Raw genomic sequence first — 18,273 nt, 5'->3', positions numbered from 1 at the left:
CCGTCGAAAACTCCGGTATCGTTTACCGCTTCGCGCTCGACGCCTAGAACTGGCTTAGCTGGGCGGCTTGCGGTCGCTGCGGACCTTCTGAGCATCCAGATAGCCGTGCTCGAAGCTCTTGCTCGGCCGCGCCTCGCTGGTTTCCGGCGGCTCGCCAGGCTCCTTGCCCTTGCCGGCCTCCGCGCCGCGTTCATATTCGCTTTTCTGGCTGCCGGGCGACCCATCCTTTTCTGGCGCGGGGCGCTTCGGCTTGGCATTGGCCTTGAGGTTTGGCGTTGCCGGAGGCTCGGCCTGAAGCGGATTCGGAAGGCCGGACTGCGGCGTCGGTATCGGATCTGCGAAATGCTTGGACATGATGGCGCTCCTTCGGGAAGAAACGTGCCACCCATCGTGCTGGTTCCGCCCCAGAAATTACCGGCGCTGAGACGCTTGCCCCGCGTTAGAAATGTTCACCTTGCGCGCGGCGAGAGGCAAGGCAATCGCAAGTGGCTGTTTGCGGGCCGCGCGCCGCTCCAATTCACGCTGCCGCAACGCCCGCGATGCCGCCACGAAAGCCATGGCTCGCTCGATCACTTCGTCGCTCCTGCTCATTAAACATCTCCGTCTTCCATGTTCTCTTTTTGTTCCCATATTTTGTTGGCTAAGTCAAGGGGCCGTTGCTTCGGCGCCACAGCACGGGCGAATCGATCAACCTACGCCTTCCGAGGTATTTTACGGAGATGCAGTCCAATGTAGCTTCATGTGCGGGGATACTGGGGACGAAAGCCACCGATGCGGCGTAGATGAAAATCGTATCGGTGGCTTTTTCTTGCGCACAGCCCCTAGGAAAAGGCACGGAGGATCCAGGAGGATGGTCCGCTCGTCAGGTCGTATATTTTATTGATTGATATGGCGGACAGAGAGGGATTCGAACCCTCGGTACGCTTTCACGTACACACGCGTTCCAGGCGTGCGCCTTAAACCACTCGGCCACCTGTCCATCTTTTTGCTCTGCCATCGCTGAGGATGCAAAGCGTCGGAACGGCCGCGATATATACCGAGGAATTTTTTTGGATCAACCTCAATCTAACAGTTTTTTGACTCATTGCGATAAAACTACGCCTCTCCGCGCCATTGCGAGGCGACGGGGCCGCACCTATTTATAGTGACGGATGAGAATGGGTAAGACTGGGGCCGTCGCATACGGCTGGGGACCTGTATTCAGGAGTGGTCGATGCGTTCCTTGTTGCGTTTTGGAAGTCTCGTCGCGCTCGTTGTGGCGGTGATCGCCGGAACGATCGACTCTATTCAGTCAGTCGCCGCCTCGGTCGTGGTGATGACGCCGATGGGCGACGCCTGGAACGATATCAGCCCCTCGACGCTCGCGTTCCTTCAGTCGACCATCTCCTACTATCTCCATCCCCGCGTCTATGACGACGTGCTGCAATGGGTACTCTATCAGCCGGCTTTTGCCGTCTTTCTGGCGCTATCGCTGCTTTTGTGGGTGGTCGCCTACAAGCGGCAGCCGGCGGCGGGACGTTTTGCAGTTTAGGATCGGACAATCGCAAACCGCATCGCCGGCAAGAAGACCGGCTGTTGCCAGGAGGCAGCCAATGCATATCACCGACATTTTCACGAAGAAGACCACGATGCCGAAGTCTGACACGGCGCTGCCGGGCCGCGACGCCGCCGTTGCGACCGCCGCCGAGCACTTCGTCAGCGGCCGCCCGCTTAAAGGCCCTTATCCCGCCGGTACGGAAGTCGTCTATCTCGGCATGGGCTGCTTCTGGGGTGCGGAACGGCTACTTTGGAGCATTCCCGGCGTTTGGGTGACGGCCGCTGGCTATTCGGGCGGCTATACCAAGAACCCGACGTACCATGAAACCACGACGGGGCTCACCGGGCACACGGAAGTCGTGAAGCTGGTATACGACCCGAAACAGGTCTCCCTTGAAGGCTTGCTGAAGACCTTCTTCGAAGAGCATGACCCGACCCAGGGCATGCGCCAGGGTAACGATATCGGCACGACCTACCGCTCCGCCATCTACACGACGACGCCCGAACAGTTCGCCGTGGCCGAGCGCGTGCGCGACACGTTCCAGACAGCTCTCTCGGCGGCCGGCCGGGGCGCCCACATCACCACGGAGATCGCGCCTGTCGGCGACTTCTACTATGCCGAGGATTATCACCAGCAATATTTGGCCAAGAATCCGAACGGCTACTGCGGCCTGCGCGGCACTGGCGTGAGCTGCCCGATTGGCTAGCAAAGCGCCGGATTGACTTTGACGCCTGACCAAAAATCAGCCCTTTCGGACAGGTTTTTGGCAGGCGTTCCAAAAGTTTACCAACTGCAAAATTTCTCGTGAATTTTTCATGCAGCCATGCAAGGATGCGCGCCAGCCGGGTCTCAGGGGAGGCCGGGTGGCTCCGCAGACATGCCTGACAGGGCGTGTGGGAGGACCCAACAAAGATAGCAAACAACAGGGCTGCATCATGAAAAAATCCCTTCTTTCTCTTCTCGCCATGGCTGCCATGTCGACGACAGCGCTTGCTGCCGACATCAAGCCGGCGATCGTCTACGGAACGGGCGGCAAGTTCGACAAGTCCTTCAACGAGGCCGCCTACAACGGCGCCGAGAAGTTCAAGAAGGAAACCGGCGTAGCCTATCGCGACTTCGAACCGACAGGCGATACGCAGGGCGAGCAGGCGATCCGCAATTTCGCCAGCAAGGGCTACAATCCCGTTGTTGCCGTCTCTTTCGCCTGGACGTCGGCCGTCGAGAAGGTTGCCGCCGAATATCCGAAGACTGAGTTCATTCTCATCGATTCCGTCGTCGACAAGCCGAACGTCCGTTCGGTCGTCTACAAGGAACATGAAGGCTCCTACCTCGTCGGCGTTCTCGCCGCGATGGCCTCCAAGAGCGGCAAGGTCGGCTTTGTCGGAGGCATGGACATTCCGCTGATCCGCAGGTTTGAGTGTGGCTACGAGCAGGGCGCTCGTTCCGTCAATCCGAAAATGCAGGTGTTCCAGAACATGACCGGCACGACGGGTGCCGCATGGAACGACCCCGTTCGCGGCGGCGAGCTCGCCAAGAACCAGATCGACCAGGGCGCCGACGTCGTGTACGCGGCTGCGGGCGCGACCGGTCTCGGTGTGCTGCAGACGGCTGCCGACAACAAGAAGCTTTCGATCGGCGTCGACTCGAACCAGAACCATCTGCATCCGGGCTCGGTGCTGACCTCGATGGTCAAGCGCGTCGATCTCGCCGTCTACAATGCCTTCACCGACACCAAGGCTGGCAAGTTCACTGCCGGCACCCAGGCTCTCGGCGTCAAGGAACAGGGCGTCGCCCCGGCCATGGACGACAACAACAAGCCGCTGATCACGGCCGAGATGACAGAGGCCTTGAAGAAGGCCGAGGCTGGCATCATCGACGGCAGCATCAAGGTCCACGACTACATGGCGGACAATTCCTGCCCGCAATAACCATGAGATCGCGAAGGGCGTAGGGCGGTCAAAGCCGCCAGACGCCCTTTTCGTATCCAGAGTCCAGTTGTCTGGAGCCCCATCGTGAGCCAATCGCCTGCCATCGAACTCGTGGGCATCGACAAGAAATTCGGTGCCGTCCACGCCAATAAGAACATCAATCTGAGCGTTGCCAAAGGATCGATCCACGGCATCATCGGCGAAAACGGCGCTGGGAAATCCACGCTGATGTCGATCATCTACGGATTCTATCACGCCGATTCCGGGGAAATTCGCGTCAACGGCCAACCGATTACCATCCGCGACAGCCAGACGGCGATCGCCTCTGGCATCGGTATGGTGCACCAGCACTTCATGCTCGTCGATAATTTCACCGTCCTTGAGAATGTCATGCTCGGCGCCGAAGGCGGCGCGTTGCTCGCCAAGGGTGTCACGGCCGCGCGCGCCGAACTGAAGCGGCTCGAAACCGACTACGGTCTCGACGTCGATCCGGATGCGCTGATCGAGGAACTGCCCGTCGGGCTGCAGCAGCGCGTCGAGATCCTGAAGGCTCTCTTCCGCGGTGCGGAAATCCTCATTCTCGACGAGCCGACCGGCGTCTTGACGCCGGCCGAGGCGGACCATCTCTTCCGGATCCTTGGCGTGCTGCGCGACCAGGGCAAGACGGTGGTGCTGATTACCCACAAACTGCGCGAGATCATGGCGATCACCGACACGGTTTCGGTGATGCGTCGCGGAGAGATGGTCGCGACCCGCAAGACCTCGGAAACGACGGTCGGCGAACTGGCCGAGTTGATGGTCGGACGCCGCGTCCTGCTGCGCGTCGAAAAGGGTGAGGCGAAGCCCGCTGAAACCGTGCTTTCCGTGCGCAACCTGACCGTCAGGGACAGCCGCGGCGTCACGATGGTCGACGACGTCTCTTTCGATGTCAGAGCGGGCGAGATCGTCGGCATCGCAGGGGTTGCCGGCAACGGCCAGTCGGAGTTGCTGGAGGCGATCGCCGGTATCCGCAAGCCGACTTCGGGCGAGATCTTCCTCAACGGCAAACCGATCGACAAGGTAGACCCGGCACGCCTTAGGGAACTCGGGCTCGCGCATATCCCGGAGGATCGCCATCATATGGGCCTCGTCTTGAGCTTCGAGGAATACGAGAACTCGGTGCTTGGATATCACCGCGATCCGCAGTACAGCCGGCGCGGCTTGCTCGACCTTGAGGCGATCCGCAAGGACGCCGTCGAGAAGATCGAGAAATACGACATCCGCCCGCCAAATGCGCGGTTGAGGACAGCGAATTTCTCCGGCGGCAACCAGCAGAAAATCGTGGTGGCGCGGGAGATCGAGCGCGACCCGAAAATGCTTTTGATCGGTCAGCCGACCCGAGGCGTCGACATCGGGGCGATCGAGTTTATCCACCGCCGCATCATCGAGATGCGTGATGCCGGCAAGGCCATTCTCCTGGTCTCGGTGGAACTCGACGAGATCCGCGCGCTCTCGGACCGTATCCTCGTCATGTTCGCCGGCCACGTCGTCGGCGAGAAAACGGCTGACGCCGGTGAACAGACCCTCGGCCTGATGATGGCCGGCATTGCCGCGTGAGGCCTGGATGAGCACTGCTTCCGTTCCGCTGCCGAATTGGATCGCCTACGGCGTGATCCCGCTTCTCAATCTCGTTCTCGCTTTCGTGATTTCCGGATTTGTCGTCTGGCTGATCGGCGAGAGCCCGACCGATGCGCTGGTGCTGCTCGTGCAGGGCGCGCTTGGCTCGGGCGAAGGGATCGGCTTCACGCTGTTCTATGCCACGAGTTTCATTTTCACCGGGCTTTCGGTCGCGGTCGCTATTCACGCCGGCCTGTTCAATATCGGCTCGGAAGGCCAGGCCTATGTCGGCGGGCTAGGTGCCGCGCTCGTGGCGCTGGCGCTTGACAACTACGTGCCGTGGTACGTGACGATGCCATTTGCCGTCGGCGGTGCTGCCCTCTTCGGCGCGGCCTGGGCCTTCATCCCCGCATGGCTGCAAGCCAAGCGCGGCAGCCACGTGGTCATCACCACCATCATGTTCAACTTCATCGCCTCGGCGCTGATGGTGTATCTCCTCGTCCACGTGCTCATCGTGCCGGGCAAGATGGCGCCGGAAACCCGCACCTTCCTGGAGGGCGGGCAATTGCCCAAGCTCGACTGGCTGCTGGGGCTGTTCGGTCTTGATCTCGGGCCTGCGCCTTTCAACGTGTCGTTCCTGATCGCGCTCGTCATGGCCTTCCTGGTGTGGGTGCTCATCTGGCGTACCAAGCTCGGTTACGAAATGCGCACGCTCGGCGTCAGTCCGACGGCTGCCGTCTATGCCGGCATTCCCTATGCCCGCACGGTGATCATCGCGATGCTCCTGTCGGGCGGGCTTGCCGGAATGATGGCGCTCAATCCGGTGATGGGAGCGTCCGCTCGCCTGCAGGTGGAGTTCGTAGGGGGCGCCGGCTTCGTCGGTATCGCCGTATCGCTGATGGGGCGAAACCATCCGGTCGGCATCATCCTTGCCGCCATCCTCTTCGGCATCCTCTACCAGGGGGGCGCGGAACTGTCCTTCGACATGCCGAACATCACGCGCGACATGATCGTTGTCATCCAGGGCCTGGTGATCCTCTTTGCCGGCGCACTCGAATATATGTTCCGCCCCGCCTTCGTGCGGATCTACCAGACATTCGCCAGGGCGTGAGGGCTGCGGACATGGATTATTTTGACATTCTCATCAGTATCCTCAGCTCCACGATCCGCCTTTCGATCCCATTGATCTTTACGGCGCTCGCAGGGCTTTTCTCCGAACGGGCGGGCATCTTCGACATCGGTCTGGAAGGCAAGATGCTGGCCTCCGCCTTCGCGTCGGCGTGCGTCGCCTATCTGACCGGCTCGGCGTGGCTCGGCCTTGCTGCCGGTGTCGCCATTTCGGTCGCCTTCGGCGTGCTGCACGGCTTTACGTCGATCACCAATCGCGGCAATCAGATCGTTTCGGGCGTGGCCATCAACTTCTTCGTCGCCGGCATCACCATCGTTCTCGGCCAGGCATGGTTCGGCCAGGGCGGGCGCACCCCGCAGCTGGAGGCAACGGCGCGCTTTTCGCCGATCGTGCTCCCGGGCGCCGACGCAATAAGGAGCGTGCCGATCATCGGGCCGCTCTGTGCGGATGTCATTTCCGGCAACAACATGCTTACCTATCTCGCCTTCGCCGCCGTGCCGATATCTTGGTGGATCCTCTACCGCACCCGCTTCGGGCTTAGGTTGCGCGCCGTCGGCGAAAATCCGGGGGCGGTCGACACCGCCGGCATCTCGGTGACCTGGCTGCGCTACCGCGCGGTCATCTGCGCCGGTATTCTCTGCGGCTTTTCCGGCACTTATCTTGCGATCGCCCAATCGGCGGCCTTCATCCAGAACATGTCCGCCGGCAAGGGTTATATCGCGCTCGCCGCACTGATCTTCGCCAAGTGGAAGCCGGTGCCGGTGATGTTCGCCTGCCTGCTGTTCGGCTTCCTCGACGCCTTCTCGAACTTCATGCAGGGCAAGGCCGTGCCATTCGTGGGCGAGGTGCCGGTTCAGATTTTCCAGGCATTGCCCTATATACTGACCTGCATCCTGCTCGCGGGTTTCATCGGTGTCGCCAATCCGCCGAAGGCGGGAGGGGTGCCTTATACCAAGGAGCGTTGACCGAATGTCGCACGATCTGTTCGAAGCCGCGCGCGGCGCCATGGCCTTTGCCCATGCACCCTATTCCAAGTTCCCCGTCGGCGCGGCCATCCGCGCCGAGGACGGCAAGGTCTATACCGGCGCCAACATCGAGAACCTGTCCTTTCCTCAAGGCTGGTGCGCCGAGCCGACCGCGATCAGCCAGATGATCATGGGCGGCGCCAGGAAGATCGTTGAAATGGCGGTTATCGCCGAGAAGCTGCCGCTTTGCCCGCCTTGCGGCGGTTGCCGGCAAAAGATCTCCGAATTCGCCGATAAGAATACCCGGATCTACCTCTGCGACGAGGCGGGGGTGAAGAAGACCATGACCATGGAAGAACTTCTGCCCTTCAGCTTTGACACAGAGATTTTAGGATGAGCAACGAAGCCCTCGACCTCATCGCCGAGAAGATCGGCGACCTTTCGCCCCGCAGTGCGATCGTGCTCGGTTCCGGTCTCGGGTCCCTCGTCGGCGAAGTCGAGGATGCGGTGCGCATCCCGTTTGCCGAGTTAGCCGGCTTCCCGGCAAGTTCCGTCTCGGGCCATGCCGGTGAACTGGTGGCCGGCCGGCTTGGCGGCGTGCCGGTCATCGTGATCTCTGGCCGCGTTCACTACTACGAAAAGGGCGATGCCAACGCGATGCGCGCGCCGATCGAAACTTTGGCGGCGCTCGGCATCGAAACCCTGATCTTGACCAATTCCGCCGGCTCGCTCCTCGAGGAGATGGCGCCGGGTTCCGTCATGCAGATCACCGATCACATCAATTATTCCGGCATGAACCCTCTGGTCGGCGAGGAGAGCGACAAACGCTTCGTCGGCATGACCAATGCCTATGATGCTGCCTTGTCTTTCAAGATGCGCCATGCGGCTGAAAAGCTTGGGCTCCCGCTCTATCACGGCGTCTACATGTGGTTTTCAGGCCCAAGTTTCGAGACACCGGCGGAAATCCGTATGGCGCGCATTCTCGGCGCCGATGCGGTCGGCATGTCGACCGTTCCGGAGGTCATTCTCGCCCGGCTCGTTGGCCTCAAGGTCGCAGCCGCATCTGTCATCACCAATTATGGGGCAGGCATGACGGGTTCTGAACTGAGCCATGACGAGACCAAGACAATGGCGCCTGTCGGCGGCGCCCATCTGGCGGCGATACTGAAGGAAATGCTTGCCGGCGGAGAACATGAGGATGAATAGCCATTCCCTTCGCGAAACGGCGGCAGTCGCCCTGTCTCTTCTCGACCTCACCAACCTCAAGGATGACTGCACGCCGGCACAGATTTCGGCGCTTTGCGCCCGCGCGCAAACGCCGTTCGGCAATTCGGCCGCCATCTGCATCTGGCCGCGTTTCGTGGCGCAGGCCCGTGGCATCCTCGGCGCCGACCATCCGGTGAAGATCGCAACCGTAGTGAACTTCCCGTCCGGCGAGATGGAGATCGCCGACGTGGCCGCCGAAACGCGCGAGGCGATCGCGGATGGCGCCGATGAGATCGATCTCGTCATCCCCTACCGCGCGCTCATGTCGGGCAACGAGCGGGCGGTAACGGTCATGGTGACGGCGGTTCGCGCCGAATGCATGGCCCCGGTTATTCTCAAGGTCATCATCGAAACGGGGGAACTCAAGGACGTTGCCCTGATCGGTCGCGCATCCGAATTGGCAATCGAGGCGGGCGCGGATTTCATCAAGACGTCTACCGGCAAGGTTGCCGTCAACGCGACGCTGGAAGCGGCCGATATCATGTTGCGCTCGATCCGCCAGAGCGGCGGGAAGGTCGGGTTCAAGGCGGCTGGAGGCATCGGTTCCGTCGCCGATGCATCGCTCTACCTCCGGCTCGCCGAAACGATCATGGCGCCGGATTGGGCGATGCCCTCGACCTTTCGCTTCGGTGCTTCGGGGTTGCTCGACGACATTCTCGTCGTGCTGAGCGGCGGCCAGTCGTCGGGCGCCGCGTCCGGATACTAGGCCATGCTCCCCCAGGAGATCATCCGCAAGAAACGAAACGGCGAGGCGCTCTCGCCTGAGGAGATCAATGAGTTCGTCGGCGCCTTGAGCAGCGGCACACTCTCCGAGGGCCAGGTCGGCGCCTTTGCCATGGCGGTCTGGTTTCGCGGCATGGACAAGGCCGAGACGGTCGCGCTGACGCTTGCCATGGCGCGATCGGGCGATACGCTGACCTGGTCCGGCATCGGCCGCCCGGTTGCCGACAAACATTCGACCGGCGGCGTCGGAGACAATGTCTCGCTGATGCTCGCACCGATTGCCGCTGCCTGCGGGCTGGCGGTGCCGATGATATCCGGCCGGGGCCTGGGGCATACCGGCGGCACGCTCGACAAGCTGGAGTCCATTCCCGGCTACACGATCACCCCCGACGCCCAGCGCTTCCGAAAAGTCGTCGACGAGGTGGGATGCGCCATTATCGGCCAGACGGGATCGCTTGCACCTGCCGACCGCAGGCTCTACGCCGTCCGCGACATCACCGCGACGGTCGATTCCGTGCCGCTGATCACGGCGTCGATCCTCTCGAAGAAACTGGCGGCTGGCCTGGAAACGCTGGTGCTTGACGTTAAAGTCGGGAACGGCGCTTTCATGACATCGCGAAAAGAGGCCGAGACACTCGCCCGTTCGCTGGTGGACGTGGCGAACGGCGCGGGCGTCAGCACCTCGGCTCTGATCACCGATATGAACGAGCCGCTGGCTGACGCGGCCGGAAACGTCGTGGAACTGCGCAACTGCCTGGATTTCCTGGGCGGCCGTAAGACAGGAACCCGGCTGGAGACGGTGGTGCTGGCCTTTGCCGCCGAAATGCTTGTCCGGTCGGGGATCGCTGGGTCGCTTGCCGATGGCGAGGCAACGGCCCGCCGCGCCGTCACCTCGGGCGAGGCGGCGGAGCGCTTTGCGCGCATGGTCCACGGTCTGGGCGGGCCGGCCGACCTCCTGGATCAGCCGGACAAACATCTTTCAAGTGCGCCAGTCCAGCTGCCGGTTCGGGCCGCACGCGACGGGGTTCTCGCTGGCTGTGACGCGCGCGCGATCGGCGTTGGCGTCATCGATCTCGGTGGCGGCCGCCGCCGCGCCGACGATCGCATCGACCATCGCGTCGGCTTCAGCGGCATTTTGCCCCTGGGCACGCCGGTGCAGCAAGGCGACGCGATAGCCATCGTGCATGCGTCGGATGGGCCAAGTGCGGAGAAGGCGGCAAGCGAGTTTTCGGCCCACTACCTCATCGCGGATGAAATGCCCGATCCACCGGCCGTGATCGTCGCCCGTCTTTAGAACGATTCCAGGAAGGTTAGTCGACGAGGTGCAGCGCCCCGTCTTCGACGCCATAGGAGCGGAGTTTCTTGAGGAAGCTCATGCCGACCAGCGTCGACGAAAGGGCCTCGTCCTTCAAGACCATGGCGTCGATGTCGCGCACCTTGATCGATCCGATCTCTATCCGTCCGATTTTGACGAAGGCGGCCTTCGTTTCCCCATTGGCGGTGCTGACGGAATAGCGATAGTCGAGGTCGGCAGCACCGAAGCCCAGGCGCCGTGCCGTCGATTCGTTGACGGCCACATAGGTGGCGCCGGTGTCGATCAGCCCTCGGATCGGCTTTCCGTTGATGCGGAAGTCGCCCGAATAGTGTCCTTGGGCGTCGACCTTCAGCTGCACGTTTCCGTGGGAGTCGATCGATACCGGCTCGTTTTGCGGCAGCGTCACATTTGCGGCAAGCGGCTGTGAAACCAAGGCTTGTGTCGAGCTTTTTTCGAAGAGTGACGGCACTTGCGTGGCAAGAGCGGCCGTGATGCCGGCAAAGACAAGGCTACGGACGAGCATCGACAAGGGTTCCTCCCTGTTCGGCTTGGGGCGTCATGCCCGGCCGTTATGTTCAATTCATAGCTGCCCTTTACTGACAACTTGCTAACATGCCCATGAAAACGCCCGGTATAGACCGGGCGTGGAGCAGAACGCGGTGAGTTCCAGTTGATTACTTCGTCCCGTACATGCGGTCCCCGGCATCGCCGAGACCCGGAACGATATAGCCCTTGTCGTTTAGGTGGCTGTCGATCGAAGCCGTGAAGACGGGCACGTCGGGATGCGCCTCGCAGAAGTTCTTCACCCCTTCCGGTGCCGCCAGCAGGCAGAGGAAACGGATGTTGCGTGCGCCACGCTCCTTCAGCTTCTCGATCGCCGCGATCGAGGAGTTGCCTGTCGCAAGCATAGGGTCAACGACGATGATCAGTCGTTCGGAGATATCCTCCGGCGCCTTGAAGTAATATTCGACCGGTTTCAGCGTTTCGTGGTCGCGATAGACGCCGATATGCGACACGCGCGCGGAGGGCACGAGGTCGAGCATGCCCTCGAGGAGGCCGTTGCCGGCGCGCAGGATCGAAGCGAAAACCAGCTTCTTGCCTTCGAGGATGGGCGACTGCATGGTCTGGATCGGGGTCTCGATCGTCTCCATCGTCAATTCGAGATCGCGTGTGACTTCGTAGCACAGCAACGTCGAAATCTCTCGAAGCAGACGCCGGAAGCTGCCGGTGGAGGTCTCCTTGCGGCGCATGATGGTGAGCTTGTGCTGCACAAGCGGGTGATCGATGACGGTTACGTCGGCCATGGATGTCAGCCTCCCCAAAATTTTCCTATGAATGGTTCTCCCATGGAAATCGTTCCTGCCGCAAGAGAAACGCCGAATTGGCGCGCGGTCATCCCCAGGCGCAGCCTGGTGGATCTGAGCTAGAGCTTGGCGAGCAGCCGTGCCCGCGTCGCTTCATCGACGAATGCCGCCTCGATCGCAGTCCGGGTAATCGCGTTGATTTCCTGATCGCTGAAGCCGAACGCCTCGGAAGCGAGCTCGTATTCCCGTTTCAACGACGTGTGGAAGAAGGGCGGATCGTCGGAGCTGATCGTAACACGCACCCCGGCATCGCGCAGCGTCGGCAAGGGGTGGGACGCAAAGTCCGCGAAGACACCAAGCGCAATGTTGGAGCCCGGGCAGACTTCGAGGACGGTGCCGAGTTCCGCAAGCTTCCGTACGAGATCGCCATCCTCGATGGCGCGAACCCCATGGCCGATCCGCGAAGGTTTCACGATCTCGACCGCGTCGCGCACGCTGAAGGCGCCGCAGACTTCGCCGGCGTGTATGGTGAGGCCGAGGCCCGCTTCGCGGGCGATGTCGAAAGCGCGAGCATAGTCCGCGACATGGCCCATGCGCTCTTCGCCGGCAAGGTTGAAGCCGGTGATCAGCGGGTTGTCGCTCCTGGCGGCGTACTCGGCGGCCTTCACAACGCTGTCCGGTCCGAAATGGCGTTCGCCGGTGACGATCAGCCGCGCGACGATGCCAGTTTTTTCCTCGGCCGTCCGGATCCCGGCCGAGACGCCGGCGATATAGGCGTCGGCCCCGAGCCCGATGCGATCGCCGTGGTCCGGCGAAACGATCAGCTCGCTATAGATCGTGCCAATGCAGGCCAGTTCTTCCAGATAGGTCTCGGTGAGGAGCGCGTAGTCCTCCTCGGTGCGGTAGACCTCGGATACCTTGTCGTAGCAGATGAGAAACTCGGCAAAATCGTTCCAGAGATAAATGCCGTCGCGCATGAAGCCGGTCGTATCGACCCCGTATTTTCTTGCCTGCGCCGCCGTCAGCGCAGGCGGGGCCGCACCTTCCAGGTGACAGTGCAATTCAACCTTCTTCAAATGCGACGTCACAAAAAGCTCCTTCCATGCAGGCCCGGCGCGATGCCGAGATGCTTGGCGACGGTTTCGCCGATATCGGCATAGGTGGGGCGAATGCCAATGGCGCGGGCACTGATATGGGGGCCGAAGGCCAGGATAGGCACGCGTTCGCGGGTGTGGTCGGTCCCTCGCCAAGTCGGATCGCAGCCGTGGTCGGCGGTGAGGATCACCAGATCTCCCGTTTTCAGCTTTTGAACCACCTCCGGCAGGCGCGCGTCGAAGGCTTCGAGAGCTGCGGCATAGCCGGGAACGTCGCGGCGGTGGCCGTAGACCATGTCGAAATCGACGAAGTTGGTGAAGACGAGATCTCCGTCCGTCGCTTCGTCCATCGCCGTGAGCGTCGCGTCCATCAGCGCCATGTTGCCGTTCGCCTTGATGACCCTGGAAACGCCCTGATGAGCGAAGATATCGCCGATCTTGCCCACCGCATGCACCGACCGCCCCTCTTTGACGAGGCGGTCGAGCAAGGTCGGTTCAGGCGGCAGCACGGAGAGATCGCGGCGATTGCCGGTGCGCTCGAAGGTCGCCGGCGTTTCGCCGATGAAGGGCCGGGCGATGACGCGTCCGATATTGTAGGCGTCGAGCAGGCCACGGACCGTGCGGCAAAGGCCAAGCAGCCGGTCGAGCCCAAAGTGAATTTCATGAGCGGCGATTTGGAAGACGGAATCCGACGAGGTGTAGCAGATCGGCTTGCCGGTGCGGATATGCTCCTCGCCATGCCGGGCGATGATGTCCGTTCCGGACGCGTGGCAGTTGCCGAGAATGCCGGGGATCTCGCCAGCGCGGCAGATCGCCTCGACCAGTTTTTCCGGGAAAGCGTCGCCTTCGGCGGCGAAATAGCCCCAATCGAACATGACCGGCGTTCCGGCGATCTCCCAGTGTCCGGACGGCGTGTCCTTGCCGTGCGAAACCTCATTGGCGCAGCCGTGGACGCCAACGATCCGATCCGGTTTCGGCATGCCGGCGGGATAGGCGCCACTCGCGGCCTTCGCGACCTCGAGAATCCCCAGCGCAGAGAGGTTCGGCAGCATCAGCGGCCCGGAGCGCAGCCCCGTGCGGTCCGCCGCGCCCGCCGCGCAGAATTCGGCGATGTGGCCGAGCGTGTCGGCGCCCGTGTCTCCGTAGGCGGAGGCATCGGGGCTGCCGCCGACACCAAGAGAATCGAGAACGAAGAGGAATGCGCGCGCCATGCTTCACCCGGTACGAACGGTCACAACGGAGCGCCGGCGCACCGGCGTCGCTCGATCCTACCCTTATATTGGCGAAGGCAGCTTGGCAAACCTCTCTGCTGGACGCTCCATTGGCAACGGTAGCGCGTCAGCAGTCCGAGCACTTGACATCATCGCCTTTGCGCTGGCGATAGAAGGATTGCCGTGAAATGGTAATCTGATTGAGGTCCGCGTTCGGCAGGAAATCGGGGCCGAAGCTGAACAGCTGGTAGGGGATGCTGAGTTCGGTGCGCACGAGAAACGAGTTTGCCTGATTGAGGTCGGTGGGAAGGGTGACCGCGACGCCCGTTGCATAGGGGGTCGTGCCGTCCTTCGACCAGGACCAGAGGATCTTCGCGTTGGAGCTGGCGTCGATCTTGATGCCGCTGACCTTTAGAGTGAGGCCGCCGACGCCGTAAGGAGCAAGAATGCTCGCGGCGACGTTGGGCATCGTGTTCAACGTGCTTTTCAAGGTCGAGTCTTCCTGCGTGATGATGTCGGAGATCGTTCCCGCGGCGCGGCTGGCGCGCTTGGCGACGCTAAGGCCGATCGTGAACTCCAAAGCGCCCAGGTAGAGAAGCAAGAGAACCGGGGCGATGATCGCGAATTCGATGGCACCGACACCCTGCCTGTCCCGGCCGAGACGGCGGCCGAGATCGATAAGATAGGTCAGCAGGCACCGTTTCCCTGCGGCAACCTCTTTATTCGATCGGTCGGCCCGCGTGCTCAAGGATTGTAGCTTTCGTTTTTGAATGCCGCCGTCGCGACGATGAGGAAGGTGTTGGGCAGCGACCCGTCGGACGGGTTGATCGTCGAGACATAGGGGCGCACGATGTCGGTTATGACCTGCCACCGGTAGAACGCGCGCAGCATGTTGATGCTGCCGGATCCGCCGGGCGCATACTTGAAGCCGGTCGTGGCGAGGTCGGCATGCGGGTCGTTCGCATCGACCCGCGGAATGGTCGTCGGCATGTTGGCGAACGAGGCATAGCTCTCGACATCGAGCCACAGGCTGCTTGGCGTCGCCGCCTCGGTTGCGGAGCACTTGATCATGATCGCGATCTCATCGCAGAACGCCTGGCGGAAATCCGTTACATTCTTGTCGGTGGAGAGGCCTAGATTATATGTGATTTGCCCGGTGCGCAGCTGCCGGCCCAGCGTATCGACCGCGTTGGTCACCAGCTGTTCCGCCGTGTAGGCGACGAAGGTCTCGATGATCGCAAAGACGATGATGAAATAGGGGATTGCGAGCAGCGCGAATTCGACGGCAGTCGCTCCGTCCTTGGACCGCAGCATGTGACGGAACCGCGAACGAGATGGCCGCACTCGCGCGGTCAGGTCACGATCGTCTTCGTTCGCTGCCATTGCCGGTATCCGCCCCTATCTCAATGCGGATAGTTTAGCGCCGGTTCATTGATATTCCGTTTCAGAAATCAGGGCAAATTGATGGAGTTTGGCGTCAAGGGGTGCCGTTTGCAGCTGCGTTGTTGTTCTGCTGGGCGTGCTGTTCGCAGGCCGGTGTGCACGACAGCACCGAGCGTTCCGTCTGGCGGAAGACACGGACCGTGTTGCCCTCGTCGATCGAAACGAGAATGCGTCGATCGATGATGGCATTGTCGTTGGCGTCGAGGAGAACAATGTTGGTCGTCCCGAAGCTGCGCCCCGTCAGCACGATCGTCGTCGGATCGGCCACCGTTGCATCGGCGACTTTCGAGTTGCCGACGATCACTTTGCTCACCGGCCGATCGAGCTTCAGGATGCGTGCGTGGTCCATGTTGACGCGCAGCAGTTCGTCCTGCGCGGCAGACGGCTGCGGCAAGAGGGCGGCGACGGCGGCAAGGACGTATGATGCGGTTCTGCCGCGAGGGGACATCGACGGGCCTCATGAACGATCAGGGCTAGTGGTTCCGCCTACAATGAAAAAGAATAGTGAATGAACGTTTAACAAGGTCTGGCGCAGCTTCGCGCCACCGCACAAATCCCGCATTTGCGTGGCCTCGCAGCCGCGCGCTAGCGGCAATCGTAAATAGATATTCACCGAAAAATGAGAGCCAACAGTAAGCAGAAGGTTAATTGAGAGGCGGCATGTGTGAATTCCGGGCGGTTGTAGCGCTTGGTGTCGTTCATTTTGGCATCCGCGGCCGGGCGGGTAGCTCTTTTGAAACATGCCGGATGTTTATCCACAGGAACTATAGCACCTAGTCTCAGCGACTCCCGGGAAATTTATAAAATAAGAAGTAACGGCGCAAAGAATTGTTATCTTAGTTTTGCGCATATTAGCGCTGCTAAATTGTTAACTTTATTTTTTAAGTCGTTGGAAACGGCGCTCCGATAGCGTTGGGACATCCGAACAACGGCAACAGTTGGCGGACGTGCTGACAAACCCTCGATAGGAGCAACCCATGACCAAGCTTTTCGCTCGTTTCCTGAAAGACGACTCCGGTGCGACCGCCATCGAATATGGCCTGATCGCAGCCCTGATTTCCGTAGCACTGATCGCTGGTGCCACCAGCCTTGGTAGCACGCTGAACGATACGTTCCACGCCATTTCCACGAAAATGTCCGACGCCAACACCACCGGCTCGTCCTACAACTAAATTCCGTCGGCTTGTACGGAACCTCTCGAAGGTCGCCTTTGCAACAGCGGGCGGCCTTCTCTGCGCGATAGTTTGCGAAGCGCAAACGCCGATGTCTGCGCACTACCTCCGAGAACGTGTAGCTGTTTGGAGAAGACGATGATCGATGCAGCGATATTTCTGATCTTTCCGCTGTGCCTGGCGATTGCGGCCTTCTCTGATCTGTTCACAATGACGATCCCCAATCGCGTATCGGCGATCCTCGCCTGTTCGTTTTTCCTCCTCGCACCGTTTTCCGGCCTGACCATGCCAGACGTCGGTATGCACATCGCCGGCGCGGCAATCGCCTTCGCCATCTGCTTCACCCTTTTCGCCACCAATGTTATGGGGGGCGGGGACGCGAAGTTGCTGAGCGCCGCAGCGCTCTGGTTCGGTTTGGGCATGCCGCTGCTTACCTTTGCTATCTACGTCGCATATATCGGTGGCGTCGTAACCGTCTTGATTCTCGCTCTTCGCTGGCGCACGCAGGCGATCATGGCGATGGGACTGCCGGTGCCCCATTCCCTCCTGCACGCGAAGAAAATCCCTTATGGCATTGCGATCGCGATCGGAGGCTTTCTTGCCTTCCCGTACTCGCCGCTGTTCATCGCGGCACTTGCCAATCTTCATTGAGGCCGCGCAACGCTCCGGCGGGCAGAATAACCATTCGTTAACTTAAACTATAAGCTTCTTATTAACTATAATTACACCAATTGCTGAGCATCCTCATAAGCGAAGATTCGCATTCCTCGAGGATGATCATGAAACCCGCTCGCATAGTGATACTGACAGTGGCCGTCGCCGCCGCAGGTCTGGCCGGGCTGCTTGCCATGCGTCTGGCCGGCGCCCGCAACGTCGTGCCGCAGATTGCCGCCGTCGTAGAGAAGGAACGCACGGTCGACGTCATGGTCGCGAGCGCCAATCTGCCGATCGGCTCTCGGCTCGGCGATCAGTCGGCCCGCTGGATGCCCTGGCCGGAAGGCAGCGTCGTCAAAGGCCTGATCACGCAGAAGGAGCATCCCGACGCCCTGAAGGACATGGCCGGCGCCGTGGTGCGCATGCCCATCTTCGAGGGCGAGCCGATCCGCGAGGAGAAGGTTGCCGATTCCAATAGCCGCATTCTCTCGGCGCTCCTGCCGAGCGGCAAGCGGGCAGTCGCGACAGAAATTTCGGTGGCGACCGGCGCGGGCGGTTTCATCCTCCCCAACGACCGCGTCGACGTCATCATGGTGCGCAAGGGCGACACCCAGAAATACAACACCGAAACGGTTCTTTCCAACGTCCGCGTGCTCGCGATCGACCAGCAGATCGAAGAGAAGCAGGACGGCACGAAATCCGTGGTCGGTACCACCGCGACACTGGAGCTGACCCCCGATCAGACCAAGGTGCTCGCGGTCGCCCAGCAGATGGCGGATCGCCTGTCGCTCGCGCTCCGCTCGATCGCCGACGCGCAGGAAGCGGATACGGATGCCGCGGATTACCTACTCACCGGGGATAGCGGCGCCTCCGTCGTCCAGGTCATCAAATCCGGCGCAATCGTCAGCAACGGCACGCAAGCCAAGGCGCAGTGAG

21 protein-coding genes and 1 tRNA gene are annotated in these 18,273 nt (G+C 61.3%); 13 read left to right on the top strand and 9 right to left on the bottom strand.

Annotated features, from left to right (window positions below; genetic code table 11):
* Nucleotides 1-54: 54 nt before the first annotated feature.
* Together AB4048_RS11370 and AB4048_RS11365 are read right to left on the bottom strand one after the other, a co-directional pair.
* Entirely contained in the window at nucleotides 55-354 is a 300-nt protein-coding gene (locus AB4048_RS11370) for an Sf3a2-prov protein (protein ID WP_442202060.1), read from the bottom strand.
* 535 nt (nucleotides 355-889) lie between these two features.
* Nucleotides 890-979 (bottom strand) — tRNA-Ser (locus AB4048_RS11365).
* 234 nt (nucleotides 980-1,213) lie between these two features.
* On the opposite strand from AB4048_RS11365, the gene AB4048_RS11360 reads away from it, so the two are divergent.
* From AB4048_RS11360 to deoA, 10 genes are all read left to right on the top strand, one after another.
* Nucleotides 1,214-1,531 carry a hypothetical protein gene (locus tag AB4048_RS11360; RefSeq protein WP_442202059.1) on the top strand — a complete coding sequence of 106 codons (318 nt, stop codon included), beginning with the start codon at nucleotides 1,214-1,216 and terminating at the stop codon, nucleotides 1,529-1,531.
* Nucleotides 1,532-1,592: 61 nt separating this feature from the next.
* Entirely contained in the window at nucleotides 1,593-2,243 is a 651-nt protein-coding gene (gene msrA / locus AB4048_RS11355; RefSeq protein WP_442202058.1) for a peptide-methionine (S)-S-oxide reductase MsrA, read from the top strand.
* 229 nt (nucleotides 2,244-2,472) lie between these two features.
* Nucleotides 2,473-3,465 carry a BMP family lipoprotein gene (locus tag AB4048_RS11350; protein WP_442202057.1) on the top strand — a complete coding sequence of 331 codons (993 nt, stop codon included), beginning with the start codon at nucleotides 2,473-2,475 and terminating at the stop codon, nucleotides 3,463-3,465.
* Between the two features lie 84 nt (nucleotides 3,466-3,549).
* Nucleotides 3,550-5,061, top strand: coding sequence for an ABC transporter ATP-binding protein (locus tag AB4048_RS11345; RefSeq protein WP_442202056.1), 1,512 nt, complete (start codon nucleotides 3,550-3,552; stop codon nucleotides 5,059-5,061).
* Between the two features lie 7 nt (nucleotides 5,062-5,068).
* Nucleotides 5,069-6,172, top strand: a complete 1,104-nt coding sequence (locus tag AB4048_RS11340; RefSeq protein ID WP_442202055.1) for an ABC transporter permease — start codon at nucleotides 5,069-5,071, stop codon at nucleotides 6,170-6,172.
* A gap of 11 nt (nucleotides 6,173-6,183) precedes the next feature.
* Nucleotides 6,184-7,155 carry an ABC transporter permease gene (locus AB4048_RS11335; RefSeq protein ID WP_442202054.1) on the top strand — a complete coding sequence of 324 codons (972 nt, stop codon included), beginning with the start codon at nucleotides 6,184-6,186 and terminating at the stop codon, nucleotides 7,153-7,155.
* A gap of 4 nt (nucleotides 7,156-7,159) precedes the next feature.
* Nucleotides 7,160-7,552, top strand: a complete 393-nt coding sequence (locus AB4048_RS11330; RefSeq protein ID WP_442202053.1) for a cytidine deaminase — start codon at nucleotides 7,160-7,162, stop codon at nucleotides 7,550-7,552.
* Nucleotides 7,549-8,361 carry a purine-nucleoside phosphorylase gene (locus tag AB4048_RS11325; protein WP_442202052.1) on the top strand — a complete coding sequence of 271 codons (813 nt, stop codon included), beginning with the start codon at nucleotides 7,549-7,551 and terminating at the stop codon, nucleotides 8,359-8,361. Before AB4048_RS11330 ends, AB4048_RS11325 begins: the two co-directional genes overlap by 4 nt.
* Nucleotides 8,354-9,127 carry a deoxyribose-phosphate aldolase gene (deoC, locus tag AB4048_RS11320; protein ID WP_442202051.1) on the top strand — a complete coding sequence of 258 codons (774 nt, stop codon included), beginning with the start codon at nucleotides 8,354-8,356 and terminating at the stop codon, nucleotides 9,125-9,127. Before AB4048_RS11325 ends, deoC begins: the two co-directional genes overlap by 8 nt.
* 3 nt (nucleotides 9,128-9,130) lie before the next feature.
* The gene (gene deoA, locus AB4048_RS11315) at nucleotides 9,131-10,438 is read left to right on the top strand and encodes a thymidine phosphorylase (RefSeq protein WP_442202050.1); all 1,308 of its coding nucleotides are present in this window, start codon (nucleotides 9,131-9,133) and stop codon (nucleotides 10,436-10,438) included.
* 16 nt (nucleotides 10,439-10,454) lie between these two features.
* Here deoA and AB4048_RS11310 read toward each other — a convergent pair whose 3' ends face one another.
* From AB4048_RS11310 to AB4048_RS11280, 7 genes are all read right to left on the bottom strand, one after another.
* On the bottom strand, nucleotides 10,455-10,982 hold the full coding sequence (locus tag AB4048_RS11310) for a TIGR02281 family clan AA aspartic protease (RefSeq protein WP_442202160.1): 528 nt from the start codon (nucleotides 10,980-10,982) through the stop codon (nucleotides 10,455-10,457).
* A 151-nt stretch (nucleotides 10,983-11,133) separates the two neighbouring features.
* Nucleotides 11,134-11,763 carry a uracil phosphoribosyltransferase gene (gene upp / locus AB4048_RS11305; RefSeq protein ID WP_442202049.1) on the bottom strand — a complete coding sequence of 210 codons (630 nt, stop codon included), beginning with the start codon at nucleotides 11,761-11,763 and terminating at the stop codon, nucleotides 11,134-11,136.
* 119 nt (nucleotides 11,764-11,882) lie between these two features.
* Complete coding sequence (locus AB4048_RS11300; protein ID WP_442202048.1) at nucleotides 11,883-12,851, bottom strand: adenosine deaminase; 969 nt, start codon at nucleotides 12,849-12,851, stop codon at nucleotides 11,883-11,885.
* Entirely contained in the window at nucleotides 12,848-14,068 is a 1,221-nt protein-coding gene (locus AB4048_RS11295) for a phosphopentomutase (RefSeq protein ID WP_442202047.1), read from the bottom strand. Before AB4048_RS11295 ends, AB4048_RS11300 begins: the two co-directional genes overlap by 4 nt.
* Nucleotides 14,069-14,195: 127 nt before the next feature.
* A complete protein-coding gene (locus tag AB4048_RS11290) occupies nucleotides 14,196-14,762 on the bottom strand; it encodes a TadE/TadG family type IV pilus assembly protein (protein ID WP_442202159.1) in 567 nt (188 codons plus the stop codon).
* Between the two features lie 50 nt (nucleotides 14,763-14,812).
* The gene (locus tag AB4048_RS11285; RefSeq protein WP_442202046.1) at nucleotides 14,813-15,451 is read right to left on the bottom strand and encodes a TadE/TadG family type IV pilus assembly protein; all 639 of its coding nucleotides are present in this window, start codon (nucleotides 15,449-15,451) and stop codon (nucleotides 14,813-14,815) included.
* A 94-nt stretch (nucleotides 15,452-15,545) separates the two neighbouring features.
* Nucleotides 15,546-15,959, bottom strand: coding sequence for a pilus assembly protein N-terminal domain-containing protein (locus AB4048_RS11280; RefSeq protein WP_442202045.1), 414 nt, complete (start codon nucleotides 15,957-15,959; stop codon nucleotides 15,546-15,548).
* Between the two features lie 529 nt (nucleotides 15,960-16,488).
* Between AB4048_RS11280 and AB4048_RS11275 the strand changes: the two genes are divergently transcribed.
* The 3 genes from AB4048_RS11275 (at nucleotide 16,489) to cpaB (ending at nucleotide 18,272) form a co-directional block, all read left to right on the top strand.
* A complete protein-coding gene (locus tag AB4048_RS11275) occupies nucleotides 16,489-16,683 on the top strand; it encodes a Flp family type IVb pilin (protein WP_442202044.1) in 195 nt (64 codons plus the stop codon).
* Nucleotides 16,684-16,821: 138 nt separating this feature from the next.
* Nucleotides 16,822-17,334 (top strand): A24 family peptidase, encoded by a 513-nt coding sequence (locus AB4048_RS11270; RefSeq protein WP_442202043.1) that lies wholly within the window; start codon nucleotides 16,822-16,824, stop codon nucleotides 17,332-17,334.
* A gap of 128 nt (nucleotides 17,335-17,462) precedes the next feature.
* A complete protein-coding gene (cpaB, locus tag AB4048_RS11265; RefSeq protein ID WP_442202042.1) occupies nucleotides 17,463-18,272 on the top strand; it encodes a Flp pilus assembly protein CpaB in 810 nt (269 codons plus the stop codon).
* Nucleotide 18,273 lies beyond the last annotated feature (1 nt).

This window comes from Rhizobium sp. RAF56, assembly GCF_052113965.1.
In the GTDB taxonomy this organism is placed as follows: Bacteria; Pseudomonadota; Alphaproteobacteria; order Rhizobiales; family Rhizobiaceae; genus Rhizobium.
The sequence above is the reverse complement of the archived record's forward strand: the minus strand, read 5'-3'. Positions and strand labels throughout refer to the sequence as shown.